The sequence below is a fragment of the Caulobacter sp. GW821-FHT10F06 genome (assembly GCF_058809215.1).
The window spans coordinates 346,459-368,155 of the sequence record NZ_JBXASK010000001.1 but is presented as its reverse complement, the minus strand read 5'-3'; the positions used below and the strand labels follow the sequence as shown (position 1 = coordinate 368,155).

At 67.2% G+C, this 21,697-nt stretch carries 14 protein-coding genes and 1 pseudogene; 9 read left to right on the top strand and 6 right to left on the bottom strand.

The window, feature by feature from the left end; genetic code table 11:
* Positions 1–58: 58 nt before the first annotated feature.
* The gene (locus tag AC1RUS_RS01660) at positions 59–1,828 is read left to right on the top strand and encodes a response regulator (RefSeq protein WP_492912375.1); all 1,770 of its coding nucleotides are present in this window, start codon (positions 59–61) and stop codon (positions 1,826–1,828) included.
* Here the strand turns inward: AC1RUS_RS01660 and AC1RUS_RS01655 are convergent.
* Positions 1,825–3,324, bottom strand: coding sequence for a bifunctional aminoglycoside phosphotransferase/ATP-binding protein (locus AC1RUS_RS01655; protein ID WP_492912373.1), 1,500 nt, complete (start codon positions 3,322–3,324; stop codon positions 1,825–1,827). The two genes, AC1RUS_RS01660 and AC1RUS_RS01655, sit on opposite strands and share 4 nt — an antisense overlap.
* A gap of 143 nt (positions 3,325–3,467) precedes the next feature.
* Here AC1RUS_RS01655 and AC1RUS_RS01650 point away from each other — a divergent pair, with 143 nt between their 5' ends.
* Positions 3,468–4,103 carry a TetR/AcrR family transcriptional regulator gene (locus AC1RUS_RS01650; protein WP_492912371.1) on the top strand — a complete coding sequence of 212 codons (636 nt, stop codon included), beginning with the start codon at positions 3,468–3,470 and terminating at the stop codon, positions 4,101–4,103.
* 4 nt (positions 4,104–4,107) lie between these two features.
* On the opposite strand, the gene pdxH is transcribed toward AC1RUS_RS01650, so the two are convergent.
* The gene (gene pdxH, locus AC1RUS_RS01645; protein WP_492912369.1) at positions 4,108–4,773 is read right to left on the bottom strand and encodes a pyridoxamine 5'-phosphate oxidase; all 666 of its coding nucleotides are present in this window, start codon (positions 4,771–4,773) and stop codon (positions 4,108–4,110) included.
* A gap of 93 nt (positions 4,774–4,866) precedes the next feature.
* Between pdxH and AC1RUS_RS01640 the strand changes: the two genes are divergently transcribed.
* Positions 4,867–5,577 carry a DnaJ domain-containing protein gene (locus AC1RUS_RS01640; protein ID WP_492912367.1) on the top strand — a complete coding sequence of 237 codons (711 nt, stop codon included), beginning with the start codon at positions 4,867–4,869 and terminating at the stop codon, positions 5,575–5,577.
* Between the two features lie 147 nt (positions 5,578–5,724).
* On the opposite strand, the gene AC1RUS_RS01635 is transcribed toward AC1RUS_RS01640, so the two are convergent.
* The 4 genes and pseudogenes from AC1RUS_RS01635 to AC1RUS_RS01620 all read right to left on the bottom strand — a co-directional run bounded on the left by AC1RUS_RS01635 (position 5,725) and on the right by AC1RUS_RS01620 (position 12,069).
* Positions 5,725–7,407 (bottom strand): glycoside hydrolase family 43 protein, encoded by a 1,683-nt coding sequence (locus AC1RUS_RS01635; protein WP_492912365.1) that lies wholly within the window; start codon positions 7,405–7,407, stop codon positions 5,725–5,727.
* Positions 7,408–7,437: 30 nt separating this feature from the next.
* A pseudogene (locus AC1RUS_RS01630) lies at positions 7,438–7,532 on the bottom strand (hypothetical protein); the annotation flags it as partial.
* Between the two features lie 15 nt (positions 7,533–7,547).
* Positions 7,548–8,705, bottom strand: a complete 1,158-nt coding sequence (locus AC1RUS_RS01625; RefSeq protein ID WP_492912363.1) for an endo-1,4-beta-xylanase — start codon at positions 8,703–8,705, stop codon at positions 7,548–7,550.
* A gap of 142 nt (positions 8,706–8,847) precedes the next feature.
* Positions 8,848–12,069: a TonB-dependent receptor gene (locus tag AC1RUS_RS01620; RefSeq protein WP_492912362.1), complete on the bottom strand. Its 3,222-nt coding sequence runs from the start codon at positions 12,067–12,069 to the stop codon at positions 8,848–8,850.
* Between the two features lie 381 nt (positions 12,070–12,450).
* On the opposite strand from AC1RUS_RS01620, the gene AC1RUS_RS01615 reads away from it, so the two are divergent.
* The 6 genes from AC1RUS_RS01615 (at position 12,451) to AC1RUS_RS01590 (ending at position 21,478) form a co-directional block, all read left to right on the top strand.
* The gene (locus AC1RUS_RS01615) at positions 12,451–13,980 is read left to right on the top strand and encodes a tryptophan halogenase family protein (protein WP_492912360.1); all 1,530 of its coding nucleotides are present in this window, start codon (positions 12,451–12,453) and stop codon (positions 13,978–13,980) included.
* Positions 13,977–15,413, top strand: a complete 1,437-nt coding sequence (locus AC1RUS_RS01610) for a tryptophan halogenase family protein (RefSeq protein ID WP_492912358.1) — start codon at positions 13,977–13,979, stop codon at positions 15,411–15,413. The genes AC1RUS_RS01615 and AC1RUS_RS01610 overlap by 4 nt, the downstream gene beginning before the upstream one ends.
* 38 nt (positions 15,414–15,451) lie before the next feature.
* The gene (locus tag AC1RUS_RS01605; protein WP_492912356.1) at positions 15,452–16,978 is read left to right on the top strand and encodes a tryptophan halogenase family protein; all 1,527 of its coding nucleotides are present in this window, start codon (positions 15,452–15,454) and stop codon (positions 16,976–16,978) included.
* Positions 16,975–18,489, top strand: a complete 1,515-nt coding sequence (locus tag AC1RUS_RS01600) for a tryptophan halogenase family protein (RefSeq protein ID WP_492912354.1) — start codon at positions 16,975–16,977, stop codon at positions 18,487–18,489. The genes AC1RUS_RS01605 and AC1RUS_RS01600 overlap by 4 nt, the downstream gene beginning before the upstream one ends.
* A gap of 174 nt (positions 18,490–18,663) precedes the next feature.
* Positions 18,664–20,346 (top strand): MFS transporter, encoded by a 1,683-nt coding sequence (locus AC1RUS_RS01595; RefSeq protein ID WP_492912352.1) that lies wholly within the window; start codon positions 18,664–18,666, stop codon positions 20,344–20,346.
* A gap of 13 nt (positions 20,347–20,359) precedes the next feature.
* A complete protein-coding gene (locus tag AC1RUS_RS01590) occupies positions 20,360–21,478 on the top strand; it encodes an HlyD family secretion protein (RefSeq protein ID WP_492912350.1) in 1,119 nt (372 codons plus the stop codon).
* The last annotated feature ends 219 nt before the right edge of the window (positions 21,479–21,697 follow it).

Genomic DNA, 21,697 nt, shown 5'->3' with positions numbered 1-21,697 from the left:
GTTCGCCTTATCGCGGTATTGTTCCGGGTCTGGCCGCCCCCGGCCTGATTGGGACGACATGCGAAACTGGCTGCAATCGCCTTGGGCCGACGAACGGCTGGACGAGGTGGCGATGGACACCCATCGCCTGCTGCTGTCGCGTCTCGCCTCGGCGGTGATCGTAGCCTTCCTGTTCGGACAGGCGCTGACCCCGATCCTCACGGCTTCATGGCTGGCCGCGCTGGTGGTCGCCGAGGGCCTCGCCCGCCTGGCCACGCGACAGTTCAAGCCCGGCCGCGCCGGCACGCCGGCCCTGCGCTTCGCCTTCGTCATGGGCGCCCTGCCCGTCAACCTGATCTGGGGCTGGCTGGCGACCATGCTGTGGCTGTCGCCCATCCCCGACATGAAGCTGGCCGCCGTCGGCGTCTGGGTCGGTCAGATCGTCTTCACCCAGAACTACCGCCATCAGCCCTGGCCCCTGGTCGCCATCAGCGCGGCGGTGCCGCTGATCAGCCTGGTGGTCTTTCCGTTCTTCGTCTTCGACGCCCAGGGCCTGGGCCCGCACATCGTCCGCTGGGGACTGCTGTTGCTGGTGCTCAACACCATCAGCACGATGATCGCCAACCGCGCCGCCGCCCGGCGGATGGACGAGCTGACCAGCGGTCTGCGCGAGGAGCGCGAACGGGCCCTGGAGGCCGCGCGCGCCAAGTCGGTGTTCATCGCCGTCACCAGCCACGAACTGCGCACCCCGATGAACGGCCTCCTGGGCATGGCCCACGCCCTGGCCAAGTCCGACCTGAACGAGGCCCAACGCGAGCAGATCCGCCTGATGATCAAGTCGGGCGACAACCTGATGCAGCTGCTGAACGACGTCCTGGACCTGTCGCGCATCGAGACCGGCAAGGTGGAGCTGTCGCCCCAGCCCTTCGATTTGGAAGAGACCGTTCGCGAGGTGGTCGACGCCTGGCGCGACGTGGCCGTGGTCAAGAACCTTGAGCTCTCGGCCCGTTTCGACGCCAGCACGCCGCAATGGATCGATGGCGACGCCCTGCGCGTGCGCCAAGTGTTGACCAACCTGATCTCGAACGCCCTGAAGTTCGTGGTCGAGGGCGGCGTCCACCTCGAGGTCTCCGCGCCCAAACCGGCCTTGAACGGCCTGCGCGAAATCCAGTTCGCCGTGCGTGACACGGGGCCCGGCGTGCCGCCCGAGGCCGCCGACCGGGTGTTCGACAGCTTCACCCAGGCCGACGACACCGTTTCGCGCCAGCATGGCGGCGCAGGCCTTGGCCTGACGATCTCCCGGGCCCTGGCCCGCCAGATGGGCGGCGACCTGACCCTGGCCCCGTCGCATGTCGGGGCTTGCTTCCGGTTCAGCATCCAGGCGCCGGTGGCCCAGCCCCAGGTCGCGGCCGCCCCCGAGCCCGAAAGCGACGACGGCGCGCTCGACACGATCCGCGTGCTGATGGCCGAGGACAACGCCATCAACCAGCTGGTGGTCCGCTCGATGCTGGAGGCCACGGGCCTGGCCCTGACCGTGGTCGACAACGGTCAGGCGGCGCTGGAGGCCATGGCCCAGGGCGGCTTCGACTGCGTGCTGATGGACATCAACATGCCGGTGATGGACGGCATGACCGCCCTGGCGGCGATCCGAGCCGGCAAGGCGGGCGATCCCAACCTGCCGGTCATCGCCCTGACGGCCTCGACCATGGCCGGCGACCGCGAACGCTTCCTGCAGATGGGCTTCAACGATCACCTGGGCAAACCGGTCAAGCCGGCGGCCCTGATCACCGCCATCGCCCGGGCGATCAGCCCTGACGCGCCGGACTCGGACGCCCTACACGCGGCCTAACCCATCGTCTCCGCCAACGCCCGCGCCTCGTCCTCGAAGGCGCTGACCGTGTCGACGCGACGCCAGGCGATGTCGCCGGTCTCGCGGGCGAGCTGGGTTTCCAGCACCGCCACGTCGGCGTCGGAGGCGTCGTTGACCCGGGCCGCGACGCGGGCGCGCAGCACTTCGGGCGGGGCTTCCAGCCAGACGCCCTGGAACGCGACGTCGTGGGTCTTGGCCAGGGCCTCGGCGCGCGCGCGCTCCTCGGGCTTCATGAAGACCGCGTCTAGCACCACCGAGCGGCGAGCCTTCAGAGCCAGGGCCGCGTCGCTGAACAGCTGGTCATAGACCCGCACGCTCATCTCCGGCGTATAGGCCTCGCGCGGCAGGCGCTGCAGCGACGGCACGCCCCACAGGCGTTTGCGGATTTCGTCGGTGCGCAGGACCACCGCGCCGGGCGCCGAGCCCAGACCAGGCGCGCAGACGCGGGCGAAAGTCGACTTCCCCGAGCCCGACAGGCCGCCGGTCGCCACCAGGCTGACCGGACGCGGCGCCAGGTGCTCAAGCGCCGTGGCCAGATAGGCCCGCGCCGCCTCGTCGTCGCCGGTATAGGCCCAGACGTGGGTGCGGACGGCGGCCCGCACGCTGAGCATCAGCGGCAGGGCGGCCAGACCCGTCCACAGGCCGTCGCCGAACGATCGGGCGGCTTCGTCGAGATAGGCGTTCAGCACCCGGCCGGCCGCGTCGCGGCGACGGCGGAAGTCCAGATCCATCAGCAGGAAGGCCAGGTCGTACTGGATGTCGATGTCCGACAGGGTGTCGTTGAATTCGATGCAGTCGAAGAGGATCGGCTGACCGTTCTCGATCAGGATGTTCCCCAAATGCAGGTCGCCATGGCAGTGGCGAGCGAAGCCCTCGGCGGCCCGGGCGTCCAGCAGCGGACCCAGGCGCTCCAGCGCGATATCGGTCTCGGCGATCAGACGCTCGACGGCCAGCGAGCCCAGGCGCGGAGCCAGGCCGCGCAGCAGATTGGCGTTGGAACGGATGGTGTAGCCCAAGGCGTTGACGCCGCCGCCCTGGGGACGCGGCGTGGCCCCGGCGTGGAAGCGCGCGACCGTGCGGCCCAAGGCGTCTTCCAAAGCGTCGTCAATGGCCCACGGCTGGGTGGCCAGCACGCCCTGCTCGTCGAAGCGGCGCATCTCCAGCACGTATTCGACCGTCTCGCCGTCGCCGTCGATCTCCAGACCGCCGCCCGCCTCGCGGGTCAGGCGTCGCACGGTGCGATAGATGTCCGGCGCGGCGGCGCGGTTGAAGGTCAGCTCTCGCTCCAGCGCCCAGCGCCGCAATTCCAGGGTCGAATAGTCCAAGAAACCGAAATCGACCGGGCGTTTAACCTTGAAGGCGGCGTCGCCGATCAAGAACACCCTGGCGCAGGAAGTCTCGATGGTGTTCTCGGCCTTCAGCCCGAACCAGCCCGCCACTTCCTGCTCGCGCGCGGTTTCCGCGTCCTTGATCACACCCGAATTCCTGTCTGTCCGCGCCCCGAAAAACCGCGCCGTGGTCACATATCCGAATATGGCTCGCGCGTCCTCGCGCAAGGCTTGCGCAGAGAAACAATACACTATTAAATTGCACGCAAGTGGGGGCGCAGAGTACCGAAATGTTGATGGGCGCCGGCCTGAAGAGGGCCGAACACAAGAGAGCTGAAATTCTGACCGCCGCGCGGACGCTATTCCTTCGAGAAGGCTATAGCGATACCGGCATGGAAGTGGTCGCCCGCGCCGCAAGCGTTTCCACGGCGACTCTCTACGCCTATTTTCCGAGCAAGGCCGAGTTGTTCAAGGTGGTGATCCTGGAAACCGTCCGGGACATCGCCGCGCCGGTCCGCGAAAGCGCCCGCGCCAAGGGCGACGCCCGCAAGCGGCTGCTGGCCTTCGCCAACGCCTACGCCGCCTTCTTCGCCCGTCCCCTGACCCGCGCGATCTTCCGCCTGGTGACCTCGGAGCGGCGGCGGTTCGAGGAGATCGCCGAATACTTCCTGCAAAGCGCGCGCGACGAGCTGGGCGGCGCGGCGATCACGGTCATCACCGACCTGGCCAAGAGTGGCGAGATCGTCGTCCAGAAACCGTCCTGGGCCGCCGGCCAGCTGATGGGCATGATGGATCACATGACCCTGGTGCTGGGCCTCTCGGCCGGCGACGACGCCCTGCCCCGCCGTCCGCTCAAGGACATCTGCGAGGACGCGGTCGAGACCTTCCTGGCGCGCTACGCCGTGCGGCCCGAGCCTGCGGCCTAACGACTCAGGGGAACAGGCGCTGGGTGCTCCAACCCTGGCCGACCCGCTGATAGACCAGTCGCTCATGCAGGCGGAAAGGCCGGTCGCGCCAGAACTCGATGACCTGCGGAACCACCCGATAGCCCGACCAGTGCGGCGGGCGCGGCACCTTGCCCAGGCCGAATTTCAGGCCCATCTCGGCGACCCGCTTCTCCAGGGCCAGACGATCGGGCAACGGCCGCGACTGGTCGCTGGCCCAGGCGCCCAGCTGGCTGTGGCGGGCGCGGCTGGCGAAATAGGCGTCGGCCTCGGCCTCGCTGACCGGCTCGACCGCGCCGCGGATCCGCACCTGGCGACGCAGCGATTTCCAGTGGAACAGCAAGGCGGCCTTGGGTTGGCCGCCCAGCTCGACGCCCTTGGCGCTCTGGGTGTTGGTGTAGAAGACGAAGCCGCGCGGATCGAAATCCTTCAGCAGCACCATCCGCGAATCCGGCAGGCCGTAGGCGTCGACCGTCGAGACCGCCACGGCGTTGGGATCGTTCGGCTCCTTCTTGCCGGCCTCGGCCAGCCATTCGGCGAACAGCGCGAACGGATCGTTTTCCGGCAGCAAGGGCAGCGGCGCCGCCTCGGTCACCTGCCGGACATAGTCGTCTTCGCTGGGCGAGGCGGGGATCAGGACATCGTCGGTCATGAGCTGGATATAGGCCCGTCGCGGCGCGTGGGCCACCACCCTGAAAGTCTTAACTTAACTCGGCGTTGACCAAGAGGCGGCAGGGTCGTGCCGATGTCTGGACGGTCCGCCTCTTCCCTGACCCTTTCGGCCGCGCGCGCCCTGCTCGGCGTCGCGCCCGGCGCCGGCGAGCGCGAGCTGCGCGCCGCCTATCGCGAGGCCGCCAAGCGCGCCCACCCCGACCGTCCCGGCGGCGATGCGGCCCTGTTCCGCGACGTCCTGGCCGCCTATCGTCTGCTGCAGGATCAGCCGCCGCCGCGCGAGATCAACTTCCCGCCGGCTTGCACCACGCCCGGCGCCGAACCGTTGAAGCAGGCGACGCTGGAACTCGACGTCGCCACCGCCGTCGAGGGCGGCGCGATGGACCTGACCATCGACGGTCGCTGCCTGCGCCTGAAACTGCCCGCCGGCCTGCGTGAGGACGACAAGGTCCGCGTCGACGGAGTCACCTTCGTCGTCCGCCACAAGGGCGCGCGCGAGGCCCTGATCCGAGGCGACGACCTGTGGCTGACCGGCAAGGTCGACAAGCGCCTGCTGGCCGAGGGCGGCCGGCTCGAGGTCGACACGGCTTTGGGTCCGCGCCTGGCCTGGATTTCGACCAAGGCCGCGTCGCGGGGCTTGGTGCGCCTGCCGGGCCAGGGCCTGCCCGCCCGCGGTCCGCATGCCGCCGGAGATCTCTTCCTGCGTCTGGAAGCCGTCAGCTCGGGCGTCGAGAGCGCCGCGCGCTCGCTGCTGAAGCGGTTCGCCGCAGCCTGGGCGGCCTGAGCCTCTGCCAAACCGGCGCGAACACCCTCATCCGCCGAAGCGCGGCCTTGAGGAAGAGACACACGACTTCGGAAGAGCTGCGCGCCCATCGCGATAGCCCTGACGGCGCGGGTCCAGGCGGCAAACACCACGACGGGATGAAGCGCCCTAGTTGGCGGCGTGGGCGTAGACCCCAAACAACGCGCCCACGAAACCGCCGGCCGTCTTGGTGCTGAGGATCGTGCCGTCGGCGTTGGCCTTCAGCACCCGCCAAGCGCCGGGCTTGGTCGCATATGCGAAGTCGTAGACTCCGCCGCGCGCGGTGATCTTCAGATCCATGGCCTGGTTGGCCGCCAGGGTGATCGGCGCCTCGGCCACGACGACGCCGTCGACCGGATCCTTGCTCCCCGCGCGACGTTCGACCCGCACCAGCGTCTTGCCGTGATCGCGCACCAGCCCGACGAAATAGTAGAAGTCGTCGTTCTGGACGACCGCGAGGCCGGCCTTGTCGCCGTCGGCCTTGGGCGTGAACCGCACCGTCGTCGCGGCGCTGGCGTTGGCGTGCTGCTGGCGACGTCCCCAGAACGAGGGCTGTGCGCTGTCGCCCAGCTTGTCGGGCCGCGCCTGCAGCGTCAGCGCGCCCTTGCCCACCGACCACCAGCGGCTTTGCGGGATGCGCATGGTCATCCAGTTCAGCGGCAGTTCGGGGCCGGCGAAGGTCTCGACGGCCTTGAACGCCCCGGCCGTCGGCGGCGGCGCGACCTTGGGCGCCGGCAGTTTCGGGGCGGTGGCCACATAGGGAATGGTCTTGCCGTTCTCGAGGATCACCGGCCAGCCGTCCTTCCACTCCACCGGCAACAGGAAGGTCTCGCGGCCGGTGTTGTAGAGGTCGTCTCCATAGGGCCGCACGGCCAGGAAGGTGGCCCACCACTTGCCATCGGGCGTGTCGACGAGATCGGCGTGGCCAGCCGAGGTAATCGGCAGCAGCCGATCCTTGGGCAGGCCGCGCTGGGTCAGGATCGGGTTGTTGGCGTAGGGCCTGTAGGGGCCGAGCACGGCGTCGGACCGCAGCACGACCTGGCTGTGACCCTCGGCCGTGCCGCCCTCGGCGGCAGTCAGGTAGTAGTGGCCGTCCTTCTTCAGGATATGCGGCCCCTCGGGCCAGATCGGCTTGGTCGAGGGATCGACGCCCTTGTCCAGCAGCACCGTACGCGGGCCAACCGTTTTCTGGCTCTTGGGATCGTATTGCTGGATCCAGATGGCGCGGTGGCCCTGGTACTCGGCAGGGCCCGGGGGCTCGTCGTTGTTGAGGATCCAGGCCGCGCCATCGTCGTCGAAGAACAGTGAAGCGTCGATGCCGCCGACCGTGGGCAGCCACACCGGATCCGACCAGGGGCCCTTCGGATCCTTGGCGGTGATCAGGAAATTGCCGCCGCAGTCGACGCAGGTGTTGAGGATGTAGAACGTGCCGTCATGTTCCTCGATCGACGGCGCGAACACCGCGCGCGACAGGCCCAGGCGCTTGAAATCCAGCATGCCGGGCCGATCGATGGCGTTGCCGATCTGGGTCCAGTGGACAAGGTCGGTCGAATGCCAGACCGGGATGCCGGGGAAATAGGCGAAGGTCGAATTGACCAGATAGTAGTCCTTGCCCACCCGCGTGACGCTGGGATCGGGGTAGAAGCCGTTCAGGATCGGGTTGCGGTACTGGCCCGGCGCGGCCTTGACCTGCGCGTCGACAGGGTCGGCGCCCTGGTAGGTGAAGTGCGTAAAGGTGGCCGTGTTGGGCGCAGCTTGGGCCGTCGAGGCCAGCAGGGCCAGGGCGAGCGCGGTCAAGGTCGAGCGGATCATCGGCTTACACTCCAGCAAAACAAAGCTTGCCCGGCCGCAGCGAAGCGGAGAGCCGGGACCCAAGGGTCGGTGCAGTGCGGTTGCCCCTGGGTCCGGAGAGCCTCTGCGAGGCTTCCGGGATGACAACGGATAAGGATGAGCTACCGCACCGGCGCCGCCCTCAACGCCGCCGCCACCGCTTCCCGCAGCGGCTTGGGTTGATAGGAGTCGTCATAGAGCGTCGGACGTTTGGGCTTCTTGTCTTCGCGAAGCCACTGTCCTTGCAGCCACGAATATTTGTCGATCATGCCCCAGGCCAGGACCTCCTTGGTCTGGCGGTAGGATAGCATCATGTCGAGATAGGCCTTGCCATAGGCCGCCACGGCCGCGTCGCGCGGGGCGAAGTCGACCGGCAGGCCTTTGTCATGGACGTCGAACTCGGTGATCAGCAGGTCGTAGCCCATGCCGGTCGCCTCATCGATGAAGGCCTTCCACTCTTTCTCCTGGGGACGGCCGAAGCCGGTGAAGCTGTCGGCGTTCTCGGCCCCGATGTGGCTCTGCACGCCCAGGGCGTCGACCGGGGTTCCGCGCTTGCGGAAGCCTTCCAGCAGCTTGAGCACGCCGTAGCGGTGCTTCTCGTTGCCGACTTCCCAGCTCATGTAGTCGTTATAAACCAGCCGGGTCTTGGGCAGGGCCGCGCGGGCGGTGTGGAAGGCCAGGTCCAGGGTCTGTTCCTGGCCCAGGATGTCGGAGAAGACCGTATGACGGATCGAGCCGTCGGCCGGATCGACCGTCTCGTTGACCACATCCCACGAGATGATCTGCGGGTAGCGCCTGCAGACCGTGTCGATGTGCTGGGCCAGCATGGCCTCGGCGTTCTTGGCCTTGGCCGGACCGGAGCCGAAATCGTAGGTCTTGAGCCAACCGGGGAACCACTGCGGGTGGTGCCACAGCAGGGTGTGGCCGCGCAGGGCCTGGCCATTGGCCTTGGCGAAGTCGGCGATGCGGTCTGCGCGCGAAAAGTCGAAGCTCTGCGGGCCGGCGGCGCGCAGCACGTACCACTTCAGCTCGTTCTCGGGGACCAGCAGCCCGCATTCGTCGGCCAGGATCTTGCGATACGGGGCGTCGTCGAACGGGCTGGCGGTCGAGCCGACCGGACCCGCGCCCACGGCGCTGCCGAAATAGAGACCCTTGTCCTTGGCCAGCTTGCCCAGCGACGGGGCCGGAGACGCCAAGGCCGGCGCGGCGGTCATCGCGGCCGCGGCTGCGCCCAAGGTCAGGGTTTGGCGGCGGGAGAGAACCGGAGGAACGGGACGCATCGGCGGGCCTCATTTCAAAAAAATCGCGCACCGCCAGAGACGATGCGCGGGAAAGTCTTGCAGGCGTCCGGGCTCCGGGGTTGGGAGCCCGTTCCCAGAGCCGCGCCGATCCGAGGGTGGGACCGGCGCGTCTCCGAAAACCCTAGAAGCTCGCGCGAAGCACGAACGTGTAGCGGCGGTCGCTCATGAACCAGGAGCGGCCGGTCTTCAGCAGGCTGTCGTTGAGCACCTGCGTGGTCTTGGTGGTCTCGTTCAGCAGGTTCACGCCCTGGACGCCGATCTTGGTCTTGGCGTTGAGCGTGTAGAAGAACGAGCCGTCCAGCTGCCCCGTCGCCTCGTTCATGATCGGCGCGTAGGGCACGATCACGTCGCGGACGGTCAGCAGGAAGTCCGAACGCCAGTTGTAGGCCAGACGGGCGGAGATCTTGCCCTTCTCGTAGATGGCCGCGACGTTGGCGTTGTGCTTGGACAGGCCCTGCAACGGCAGCTTGCTGGTGTCGACCGTCGTCACGCGGCCGGCGGCCACGTCGGGGTCGGTCGCCGACAGGGTGCTTTGCGGCACGCCGCTGCTCTCGATGTAGGAGTAGTTGGCGTTGATGCCGAACCCGTCCAGCGGCTTGGGCAGGAAGTCGTAGAACTGCTGGTAGCCGATCTCGAAGCCCTTGACCGTGGCCTTCTTGTCCGAGTTGCCCGGCGTGGTCACCAGAACGTCGAAGGTCGCGCCGTTGTTGGTGAACGGGATGCGGGCCGTCGAGTTGTAGGCGACATTGGTCAGCTGCTTGTAGAACAGGGCGAAGGTCAGCGACCCGACCGGCGCGAAGTACCACTCGGCCGAGGCGTCGAGGTTCTTGGATTCGGTCGGCTTCAGGTAGGGATTGCCGACCGTGACGTTGCCGGTGGGCTGGCCGTTGGAAATGCCGTCGGCGTTCGTGTTCAGCGCCAGATTATAGTAGTTGCGGGTCAGACCCACTTCCGGCGGCGTGACGGTCTTCGACGCGCCCAGGCGCAGCTGCACCTTGTTGGGCAGCGCGACCTTCAGGTTGAAGCTGGGCAACCAGTAGTCGTAGCTCAGCTTGGCGGTGCTGGCCGTCTTGGCGCCATTGGCCCACAGACGCGCCGCGGCGCGGACCTGGGGAGAAAGCTGGCAGAACGGCGACGGCGTCTGGCCGACCGGGATGATGGCGCAGGTGGAGTCGTCCGAATAACTGTTGTTCGGGAACACCTGGTAACCCGACGCCTCGCGGTCGGTGGTGGTGTAGCGCAGGCCGATGTTGCCGCTCACGCGGATGTCGCCGTCCAGATCGCCCTTAAAGCGCAACATGCCGTAGATGGCCTTGTTGGTTTCCAGGATCGGGTTGATCTCACCCGGCTTGAACACGGTGCCCGGCGTGACGTCGCAACGCAGGGCCAGCGGCACCCAGTTTTGCGGGCAGCCGTTGGAGCCGTTGCGGGCTCGCCACTCGTCGCCAATGCTCAGCGCGAAGGCTGAGAATGCAGCGTAGTTGTCGGTGATGTTGCTGGCGTAGTACGGCCGGCCTTCGGTGCCGGTTGGCAGCGAAACCGCGCCATGCATGAAGTGGGCGAAATCGTACAGCTGGATGCGGCTGGTGCTGTCGGTTCCGGTCGTGCCGGGAACGCCGCCGGCCTGAGGCACGCCGTCGATCTTGTCGTTCATCCAGACCGGGCCGCCTTCGCCCCAGATCTCGCTGAGCACACCCCAGTTATAGGCCGAGAAGCGGGTGGTCTGGTCACGCTCTGACCAGCGGACGCCGGCCTTGACGGAGTCGAACCAGCTGTCGTCCTGGAACTTGTATTCGACGTCGAACTTCAGCGCGTCTTCCTTGCCGTCCGACAGCTCGATGTGGTCCATCGCCGAGCGCCAGAACGAGTTGTACGGATCGCTGAGATTGTTGTGCGCGCCGGTGTCGTAGGACGGGCAGTTGCCGTTGTAGGTCGCACAGGACTGGACGCCCGTGCCGTTCGACGGGGCGAGGAACTGGACGCTGGGCAGGCCATTGCCGTTCAGGGTGATGGCGGCGTTCTGGAAGGTCGAGCCCCACAGGCCGACGTCGACGTTGCGGACCTTGGACGACACGTGCTGGGCGTCGAACAGCAGGCCCCAGTGGTCGTTCGGCGTCCACTTGAAATTGAAGCCGAAATCGCTGGTCGTGTAGGTCTGGTCGACGTCGCGGCGGACGTTGTTGGACTGCAGGCCATAGATCGGCGTGCGCGGGTCCGAGCCGTTCTGATCGGCGCGCCAGCCTTGCGTGCCGGTGATCACGCCGTTGGTGAAGACGCCGTTCTCGTCATAGGTGAAGGTCGTGCCGGCGGCGGCGCGGGAGTCGCCGTTGCCCGCCACGTTGTCGGTCGCGATTTCCATCGCGTGCTCGGTCCATTGCTGGCGCGAGTCCGAGCGCAGGTACTGCAGGGCGGCCTGCATGGTGTTGTCGTTGCTCTTCCACTGCACCGCGACCGCCTGGCCTTCGCGCTCGCGGTTGGTGGTGGTGGAGCGGAACGCCGCGCCGCGCGGGAACCACACGCCCTTTGTGCCATTGCCGCAGTCGGAGACGGCCACGCCCAGGTTGGTGCGGCAGCCGAAGTTCGACACCTGGATGGCGTCGCCGCGGGTGGTCAGCTTGGAGTCGACATAGCTCAGCAGCAGGCCGAACTCGCCGACATTGGTGTCGAAGCGGTCGCTGTACAGGAACGAATAGGTCGGCTGCCATTCCTTGGAAAGGTCGCCGTAGCTGCCTTCGACCGACAGCGACAGCAGGCGCTTGTTGCTGTCGAACGGCAGACGGGTGCGCAGGTTGACGGTGCCCGAGATGCCGCCTTCGATCATGTCGGCCGAGGGGCTCTTGAACACGTCGACGCCGCCCATCAGCTCGGACGGCACGTCGGCGAAGCTCAGCGCGCGGCCGTTGTTGGCCGAGAAGGTGTCGCGGCCGTTCAGCTCCGAGCGCACGAAGTTCAGGCCGCGCACGACCACGCCCGAACCTTCGACCGAGAAGTGGTCGGGGTCGACGCCGGCGGCGAAGCGGTTGATCGACACGCCCGGGACGCGCTGCAGCGCTTCGGTGACCGAGCGGTCCGGCAGGGCGCCAATGTCTTCGGCCGTGATCGAGTCGCCGATGATCTCGGACGACTGCTTCAGCTGCTGGCTGCTCTTGAGGCTCTGACGGATGCTGGTGACGACGACCTCGTCGATAACCGCGGAGTCATCCGCCGGCTTCGCCGTCTGGGCGTAAGCCATGGCCGGCGCGACGAACATCGCGGCGCCGAGCGCCATGACGGACACGCCGGACTTCAGACCTGAAATGAATGATTGGCGCTCGCGCACGGCGAGCGGCTGAACAGAGCCCATTTGTCACCTCCCCTTATGTTTTGTAGGCAACGCCGTTAGCGCTACCATTGGTCATGTTACCGTGACCATTATTGGTCAGATCACATAACAGATCACCGGCTGTCAAGCGTTGCCAGACAGGCCCGGCTCACGTAGCCATGAAAGAGGATGTGCTCGAAATGGGGATGACGTTGGCGCCTGCTCGGTCCTGCCCGAGTTGACGCGGCCTCCGCCTAAGTCGCTTACCTCCCCCTTCGTGGTCTGACCACGAGGCCGGATCTTGACGCCCGGATGACGTGACGATGACAATCTAAGACAGCGTTGTCAATTTGCAGTTTGTCTCTAAGGCCATTCTTTGGGTATCGACCCCGCGATAGACGGGGATGTGGAGGAAACAGCGCGATGAACGACGCTGAGAACAGGACCGGGGGGATCCGGAAAATCGTCATCGTCGGCGGAGGCACCGCCGGCTGGATGACCGCGGCCGGTTTGGCCGCCGTCCTGCGCGACATGCCTCTGGAGATCCAGCTCGTCGAGTCGGCCGAGATCGGCACGGTCGGCGTGGGCGAGGCCACCGTCCCCCACATCCGCAATTTCAACGCCCGGCTCGGCCTCGACGAGGCCGATTTCATGCGCAAGACCCAGGCGACCTACAAGCTGGGCATCGAGTTTCGCGACTGGCGCAGCAAGGGCGACAGCTACATCCACCCCTTCGGCGCCTTCGGCCAGCCGATGGGCGGGGTGGCGTTTCACCAGCACTGGCTGCGCGCCCGCCAGCTGGGCCAAGCTGAGGGCATCGAGGCCTATAGCCTGCCGATCACGGCGGCGCGGATGGGCAAGTTCGCCCCGCCCTCGCCCGATCCCCGCACGCTGGCCTCGACCTTCAACTACGCCTACCAGTTCGACGCGGCGCTCTACGCGCTCTACCTGCGCGCCTATTCCGAGGCTCGGGGCGTCACCCGCACCGAAGGCAAGATCAAGGATGTCGCCCTGCGCGGTGAGGACGGCTTCATCGAGGCCGTTGTCCTGGAGAGCGGCCAGCGGATCGACGGCGACCTCTTCATCGACTGCTCGGGCTTCCGGGGCCTGCTGATCGAGCAGGCGCTGAAGGCCGGCTATGAGGATTGGACCCAGTGGCTGCCGTGCGACCGCGCCGCCGCCGTGCCGTGCGAGTCGGTCGAGGCTCCCAGCCCCCTGACCCGCGCGACCTCAGACGACTTCGGCTGGCGCTGGCGCATCCCGCTGCAGCACCGCGTGGGCAACGGCTACGTCTATTGCAGCAGCTATGTCAGCGACGACGACGCCGCCCGCGTGCTGCTGGAAAAGCTGGACGGCAAGGCCCAGCAGGATCCGCGCTTCCTGCGTTTCGTCACCGGCCGCCGCAAGAAGCAGTGGCTGAAGAACTGCGTGGCCATCGGCCTGGCTTCGGGCTTCCTGGAACCGCTGGAGAGCACTTCGATCCACTTGATCCAGGTGGCCATCACCACCCTGCTGGAGCTGTTCCCAGACCGTGACTTCGTCCAGGCCGACCAGGACGAATACAATCGCGTCATGGACCTGGAATTCGAGCGGATCCGCGACTTCCTAGTGCTGCACTACCACGCCAACCAGCGCACCGACTCGGTGTTCTGGAACGACAAGCGCGCCGCCCCGATCCCCGACAGCCTGGCCTACAAGATGGAGCTCTTCCGCGAGCGCGGCATGGTGGTCAATTACCGCGACGGCTTCTTCAAGGAACCCTCGTGGCTGGCTGTGTATCTGGGCCAGGGCGTGATCCCGAAGGGCTATGATCCGATGGCCGACACCCTGGACGCCGACGAGACTGCCCGCCGCCTGGCCGAACTTCGCGCCGCCGTCCTTCGCACCGCCGAAGCCATGCCCGGGCATCAAGCCTTCATCGACAGCTTCTGCAACGCCAAGGCCGTGGCGTGAGCGCGCCCCTTCCCCTGGGCCGGGTGGTCATCATCGGCGGCGGCGTCGAGGCCTGGATGACGGCCGCCGGCCTGGCTCGCGCCACCGGCGGTCAGGCCGCCATTCGCGTTGTCCAGACCCGTCCCGATCCGCAAGGCGCGCTGTCGACCCTGCCCTCGCTGCGGGCCTTCCACGCCTTGCTGGGCTTGGACGAGACCGCGCTGATGGCCGCCACGCGCGCGACCCACAAGCTGGGGGCGCGGTTCGTCGGCTGGACGCCTGGCGCCAGCTTCCAGCAGGCCTTCGGCGAGACCGGCGCCGCCTTTGATGGCGTCGGTTTCCACCATTACTGGACCCGCCTGCGCCAGGCCGGCCAGGCCGCGCCGCTGGACGACTATAACCTCGCCGCCGTCGCCGCGAGCCTGGGCCGCTTCGCACAGCCCGATCCCGATTCGCGCTCACCGCTTTCGACCCTGAGCTACGGCCTGCACCTCGACGCCGCGGTCTATTGCGGCGTGCTGCGAGAGTTGGCCCTGCGCGCCGGTGTGGCCGCCTCCACCGGCGAGATCGCCGATGTGATCGTAGAGAACGGCGCCATCGCCGCCGTCGTCCTGCGGGACGGCGAGCGGGTCGAGGCCGACCTCTTCGTCGACTGCACCGGCCCCGAGGCGCGTCTGATCGGCCAGGCCCTGGCCGAACCCTTCGAGGATTGGTCCGACCTGCTGCCGGCCGACCGCATCGTGCGCGCCAGCCTCGAGGCCCGTCATGACGCGCCGCCGCTGACGGAGATAGAGGCCACGCCCGACGGCTGGCGCTGGAGCATCCCGCTGCGCGGCCGGCTGGAGATCGGCCTCGCCTATCGCGCCGCGCTCACCTCCGACGAGGCCGCCGCCAAGGCTCTCGGCGCGCCGGATCCGACGTTCAACGATCTCAGAAACGGCCGTCGCACGCGGGCCATGGTCGGCAACTGCGTGGCGATCGGCGGCGCGGCGGGCGTGATGGAAGACCTCGACGCCAGCAGCCTGCATCTGGCCCAGAGCGGCGTAGCGCGGCTGATCGGCCTCTTCCCGCATCAAGGCGCCGGCGGCGTGGCCGCCACCGAGTACAACCGCCTTGGAGCCGAGACCTTCGATCGGGTCCGCGACCTGGCGATCCTGCACTATCGCCGCGCCCAGGCCGACGGCGCGATCTGGGACCTCGGGCGCGCGGGGCCGATCCCCGACAAGCTGGCCTATCGGATCGCCCAGTTCGAAAGCCGAGGCCGGGTGGTGATGTACGACGAGGAGACCTTCCTCGAACCTCAATGGATCGCCGCCCTGATCGGGCATGGCGTGTTGCCGAACCGCTATGATCCCCTGGCCGACCGCATGCCTCTGGACCGCGCTAGCGCGACGCTGGACCGTATGCGGACGATCCTGCGCCAGACCGCCGAGCGTCTGCCCGCCCATGCCTGAAGGCCCCCTCCAGATCCGTTGTTCGAAAGCGTAGCCCGATGAACCAGAACCCAATTCGCAAGGTGCTGATCGTCGGCGGCGGCACGGCCGGCTGGATGACGGCAGCCGCCCTGTCCAAGGTGCTGAACACCCAGGACGTCCAGGTCACCCTGGTCGAGAGCGACGCCATCGCCACGGTCGGCGTGGGCGAGGCGACGATCCCGCCGATCACAACCTTCAACCAGATCCTCGGCATCGACGAAGCCGAGTTCATGCGAGCCACGCGGGCCAGCTTCAAGCTGGCCATCGAGTTCGTCGACTGGACGCGGTTGAACCACCGCTACCTGCACCCCTTCGGCAGCTTTGGCCTGGATATCGAGGCGCTGAAGTTTCACCAGATCTGGCTGAAGGCGCAGAGCCAGGGCTCGACCCAGCCTATCGACGACTTCAACCTGTCGGCCACGGCCGCGAACCTCGGCAAGTTCATGCTGCCCAGCAAGGACCCCGGCCAGGTGCTGTCCAGCCTGAAATACGCCTTCCATTTCGACGCCGGACTCTATGCCCGCTACCTGCGGAACTACGCCGAAAAGCGCGGCGTGGTCCGGCGCGAGGGCAAGCTGGCTGAGGTGACCCTGTGCGGCGAGGACGGCTTCATCCAGTCGGTGACGCTGGAGGGCGGCGAGGTGCTGGAGGCCGATCTCTTCATCGATTGCACCGGCTTCCGGGCGCTGTTGATCGAGGGCGCGCTGAAGACCGGCTTCGAGGACTGGAACCACTGGCTGCCTAACGACCGCGCCGTGGCCCTGCAGTGCGAGATGGGCGGCGACGGCCTGACGCCGTTCACCCGCGCCACTGCCCATCCGGCCGGCTGGGTGTGGCGCATCCCGCTGCAACACCGGATCGGCACGGGCTATGTCTATTCGTCCAAGCACATCGACGACGACACCGCGCTGAAGACGCTGGAAAGCACGCTGGACGGCAAGGCGACGGTAAAGCCCAACTTCCTGAAGTTTCGGGCTGGTCGCCGCAAGGAGATCTGGAAGAAGAACTGCGTGGCCATCGGCCTGTCGTCGGGCTTCCTGGAGCCGCTGGAAAGCACCAGCATCCACATGATCCAGGCCGGGATCACCAAGCTGCTGGCCCTATTCCCGGACAAGGGCTTCGACCCCATCGAGATCGCCGAATACAACCGCCTGACCATCCTGCAGGTCGAGCTGATCCGCGACTTCATCATCCTACACTACAAGGCCAATGAGCGCACCGACAGCGACTACTGGAAAGCCGCGCGGGAGATGGACATCCCCGAGACCCTGCAGCGCAAGATCGACCTCTTCGCCACGCGCGGGCGTCTGTTCCAGTCCGACTACGACCTCTTCGCCGAGCCCAGCTGGGTGGCGGTGCTGCTGGGCCAGAACATCAGGCCTCGCAACTACGATCCGTTGGTCGACACGCTCGACGAACAGATGGTCAAGGCGCAGATGGCCCGCCTGTCGGCCCTTGTGCGTCAGACCGCCGAAGCCCTGCCCAGCCACGAAGCCTTCATCGCCCGCTACTGCGCCGCGCGCGATTTCGAGAAGTCCGCATGAAGATCGACAATCGTCTCCGCCGCGTCGTCATCGTCGGCGGCGGCACCGCCGGCTGGATGACCGCCGCCGCCCTGGGTCGCTTTCTCACCAAGGACGGCCAGACCAGCGTCACCCTGATCGAGAGCGAGGCCATCGGCACCGTGGGGGTGGGCGAGTCGACCATCCCGCAGATCAACATCTTCAACCGCATGCTGGGCCTGGACGAGGACGAGTTTGTCCGCAAGACCAAGGCGACCTTCAAGCTGGCCATCGAGTTCCGCGACTGGAAAGAGATCGGCCATACCTATCATCACCCGTTCGGCCCCTACGGCCTGGACATGGAGGCGGTGTCCTTCCACGCCTACTGGCTGAAGCTCCACGCCATGGGCGAGGACGACGACCTGGGCGCCTATTCGCTGCAGACCGTCGGGGCGCGACGCGACAAGTTCATGCGGCCCAACGGCCAGCTGAACTCGCCCCTGGGCAACATCGCCTACGCCTATCATTTCGACGCCGGCCTCTACGCCAGGTTCCTGCGCGAATACTCCGAGGCGCGCGGGATCCTGCGCCAGGAAGGCAAGATCGCCTCGGTGCAGCAGGATGGCGAGAGCGGCCATGTCACGTCGGTGACGCTGGAGAGCGGCGAGGTCATCGAGGGCGACCTCTTCATCGACTGCTCGGGGTTCCGCGGCCTGCTGATCGCCCAGACCCTGAAGACCGGGTTCGAGGACTGGTCGCGATGGCTGCCTAACGACCGCGCCGTAGCTGTGCCCTGCGCCAGCGGCGGCTCCATCTCGCCCGTCACCCGCGCCACCGCCCGCCCCGCCGGCTGGCAGTGGCGCATCCCGCTGCAGCACCGCATCGGCAACGGCTACGCCTTCTCCAGCAGCCACATCAGCGAGGACGAGGCCACGGCCTACCTGCTGAACAACCTGGACGGCGAGGCCCTGACCGATCCCTGGGTGCTGAAGTTCACCGCCGGCCGCCGCCTGAAGAGCTGGGACAAGAACGTCGTCGCCATCGGCCTGGCGGCGGGCTTCATGGAGCCGCTGGAGAGCCAGTCGATCCACCTGATCCAGGTGGGCATCTCGCGCCTCCTGGCCATGTTCCCCGACCGCGATTTCCGCCAGCCTGACATCGACCGCTACAACAGGGTGATGCAGTTCGAATACGAGAAGATCCGCGACTTCCTGATCCTGCACTACAAGGCCACCACGCGGAACGACACGGCCTATTGGGACTATCTGCGCGAGATGGAGGTCCCGCCGTATCTGGCCGACAAGATGGCGGTGTTCGAAAGCTATGGCCGGGTGTTCCGCGAGAACGAGGAGTTGTTCAACGACACCTCCTGGTTCGCGGTGATGATCGGCCAGGGCCTGATCCCCAAGGGCTACGACCCGATGGTCGACGTGATGAGCTTGGACGAACTGCGCGCCCGGATGGCCAACATCAAGGCGGTGATCTCCAGGTCCGCCGACGTGATGCCGGGCCACTTCGAGTTCATCAAGGCCAACTGCGACGCGATGGTCTGAGGCCTTCGCCGCGCCCGGCTTGAACAAATCGGGCGCGGCGTCGCGCGGGCTCCAGGCAAGATCGACGCAAAGCGCGTGCCTAAGGAACGTCCCTGTGCATAGCTAGCGTGACCGTCGAACCTTGGCCGTGCTCGCGAGTTCGATCCCCATGCGTCAGTCGTCGTCCGCAACGTCATGAGCCAGCCGCCCCGGAACATCTCATGGGAAGAATACGTCGCGACCTTGCAGCCGCACGAGCGGCCGACCCTGCCGGGTTCGCCCGCGACGCCGGACCATTCGACCGCCCGACGCGTCCGCTACGCCTTCACCGGCCTTCTGGTCACCCTGACCGGCGGCCTCGGCGCGGCGGTGGTCAGCGCCAACCTGCCCTCGCTGGCCGGCAACCTCGGGGTCAGCACCACCGAAGTCGCCTGGCTGCCGGTCGTCTTCGTGATGACCAACGCCTGCATGAACCTGCTGCTGATCAAGTTCCGCCAGCAGTACGGCCTGCAGCTGTTCACCAAGCTGACCTTGACCATCTTCGTGGCCGTCACCCTGGCCCACCTGTTCATCGACGACTTCGGCTCGGCCATCGCCGTGCGCGCCGTGGCCGGGATCTGCGCGGCGGGCATGTCGTCCCTGGGCATCCTCTACATGATGCAGGTCTTCCCGGCGGCCCACCGCCTGAAGGGCCTGGTGATAGGAATCGGCCTGGCCAACTTCACCGCGCCCATGGCCCGCATCTTCTCCAATGACATGATCGACCTGACCGGATGGCGCGGGGTCTACATGTTCGAGACCGGGCTGGCCCTACTGTCCCTGGCCGCCGTGCTCAGCCTGCAATTGCCGCGCTCACAGAGGCTGAAGGTTTTCGACAGGCTCGACTTCCTGACCTTCGCCCTGTTCGCGCCGGGCGTGGCCTTGCTGTGCGCGGTGCTGGGCCTGGGCCGGATCGTCTGGTGGACCGAGGCGACGTGGATCGGCTGGGCGCTGGTCGGCTCGATCCTGCTGCTGACCGCCGCCATCGTCATCGAGTACAATCGCAGCCATCCGCTGATCAACCTGCGCTGGATGGCCAGCGGCGACATCATACGGCTGATCATCTCGATCCTGCTGGTGCGCATCGTGCTGTCGGAACAGACCTCCGGCGCGGTCGGCTTCCTGCAGCTGATGGGCCTGGGTCCCGACCAGATGGTAGGTCTGTTCTGGGTGATCCTGGCGGCGACGGCGGCGGGCACGGCCGCCAGCGCTCTGTCGATCGATCTGCAGAAGCTGAACAAGCCGATCGCCATCGCCCTGGCCCTGATCGCGGTCGGCGCCTTCATCGACAGCCACGCCACCGTGCTGACCCGGCCCGTCGAGCTCTATTTCAGCCAGGCCTTGCTGGCCTTCGCCGCCGCCTTCTTCATCGGCCCGGCCCTGCTGATCGGCTTCGCCCAGGTGCTGACCAAGGGACCTCAGAACCTGGTCAGCTTCATCGTCGTGTTCTCGCTGGGCCAGAACATCGGCGGCCTGGCCGGCGGCGCCCTGGTGGGCTCCCTGCAGGTGATCCGCGAGAAGTTCCACTCCAGTCAGCTGACCGAGGCCATCACCTTGGGTGATCCCAACGCGGTGCTGCGCCTGCAACAGCTGTCGGCGGCCTATGCCCGGGTGGTGGGCGACACCGCCCAGCGCAACATCGAGGCCCAACGCCTGCTGGGCCAGCAGGTCACCCAGCAGGCCAATGTGCTGGCCTATAACGACGTCTTCCTGATGATCGCCATCGCCGCCGCCATCGGCGCGGCCTGGGTGACGTTCGTCCACTTCCGTCCCCGCCTCCTCGCCCAACGCGCCGCCGCCCGCCAGGCCGCCGACGCCGCGCACCATGTCGCCCACTGACCGACCGAGCCTCATGACCGACACCACCGCCGCCTCAGCGCCGCCGTCCCAGCAGCCGCCGACCACGCCGCCTCCGCCCGCTCCGCCCCCGGCCTCACCGCCGGCCAACCGGGTCATGTGGAGCGTCGTGCTGATCGCCGTTGCGGCGCTGGGCGCGGGCCTGGTGATGTACGCCTGGAAGCTGCCGCCCTTCTCGCGCACCGTGCAGCGCACCGACAACGCCTATGTCCGCGGCCAAGTCACCGTCATCGCCCCGCAGGTCACCGGCTATGTCACCCAGGTGGCGGTGCAGGACTTCCAGACCGTCGCTCAAGGCCAGCTGCTGGCCACGATCGACGACCGCATCTACGCCCAGAAGGTCCGCCAGGCCGAGGCGGCCCTGCATTCGGCCCAGGCGGCCCTGGCCAATTCCGAGCAGAGCCAGAGCTCGGCCAAAGGTTCGGTGGCCCAGTACCAGGCCGCCATCGCCGGGGCCGAGGCCCAGGTGGTCAAGGCGCGCGCCGACGCCGACCGCGCCACCAAGCTGAAGGCCGGCGGCTGGGTGGCCCAGGCCCAGGTCGACGTCGCCCGCGCCGCCCTGCGCGCCGCCGAGGCCTCGCTGGCTCAGGTCCGCGCCCAGGAAGGCATCGCCAGCACCAGTGTCACCACCGCCGTGGTCGGCAAGCGCGCGCTGGAGGCCGCCGTCGAGAACGCCCAGGCTCAGGTCGACCTGGCGCGCATCGATCTGTCCAACACCCGCATCCTCGCCCCACGCGCCGGACGCCTGGGCGAGATCAGCGTCCGCCAGGGCCAGCAGGTGGCGGTCGGCACGCAGCTGATGGCCTTGGTCCCAGATCGCATCTGGGTGACCGCCAATTTCAAGGAGACCCAGCTCAAGCGCCTCCGGGTCGGCCAGCCCGCCGAGCTGTCGGTCGACGCCCTGGACAAGACCCTGCACGGCCGCGTCGAGCGCATCGCGCCCGCGACCGGGTCCGAATTCAGTGTCATCCGCCCCGACAACGCCACCGGCAACTTCACGAAAGTGGCCCAGCGCATCCCGGTCCGGATCGCCATCGACCCTGACCAGCCCCTCGCCCAACGGCTCAGCCCCGGCATGTCGGTGATCGCCAAGGTGGACACGGCAGCGCGCTAAGCAGAGACCGGCCAGTTGTCAGACCTTATACTCAGACAAATTACCGCACATTTCGACATCTGGAGCGAATTGGGCTGCAAACTGGCCCAAAAGCGCGACCGTGGCCGCAATACCTCACTCGCATAACAATGGTCGGACCAACGTTAGATTCCAAGGTATGACCACGTTGACATAAAAGGCCTTACCTCATAACCCTCTCACCTGTGACCGCTACCATCG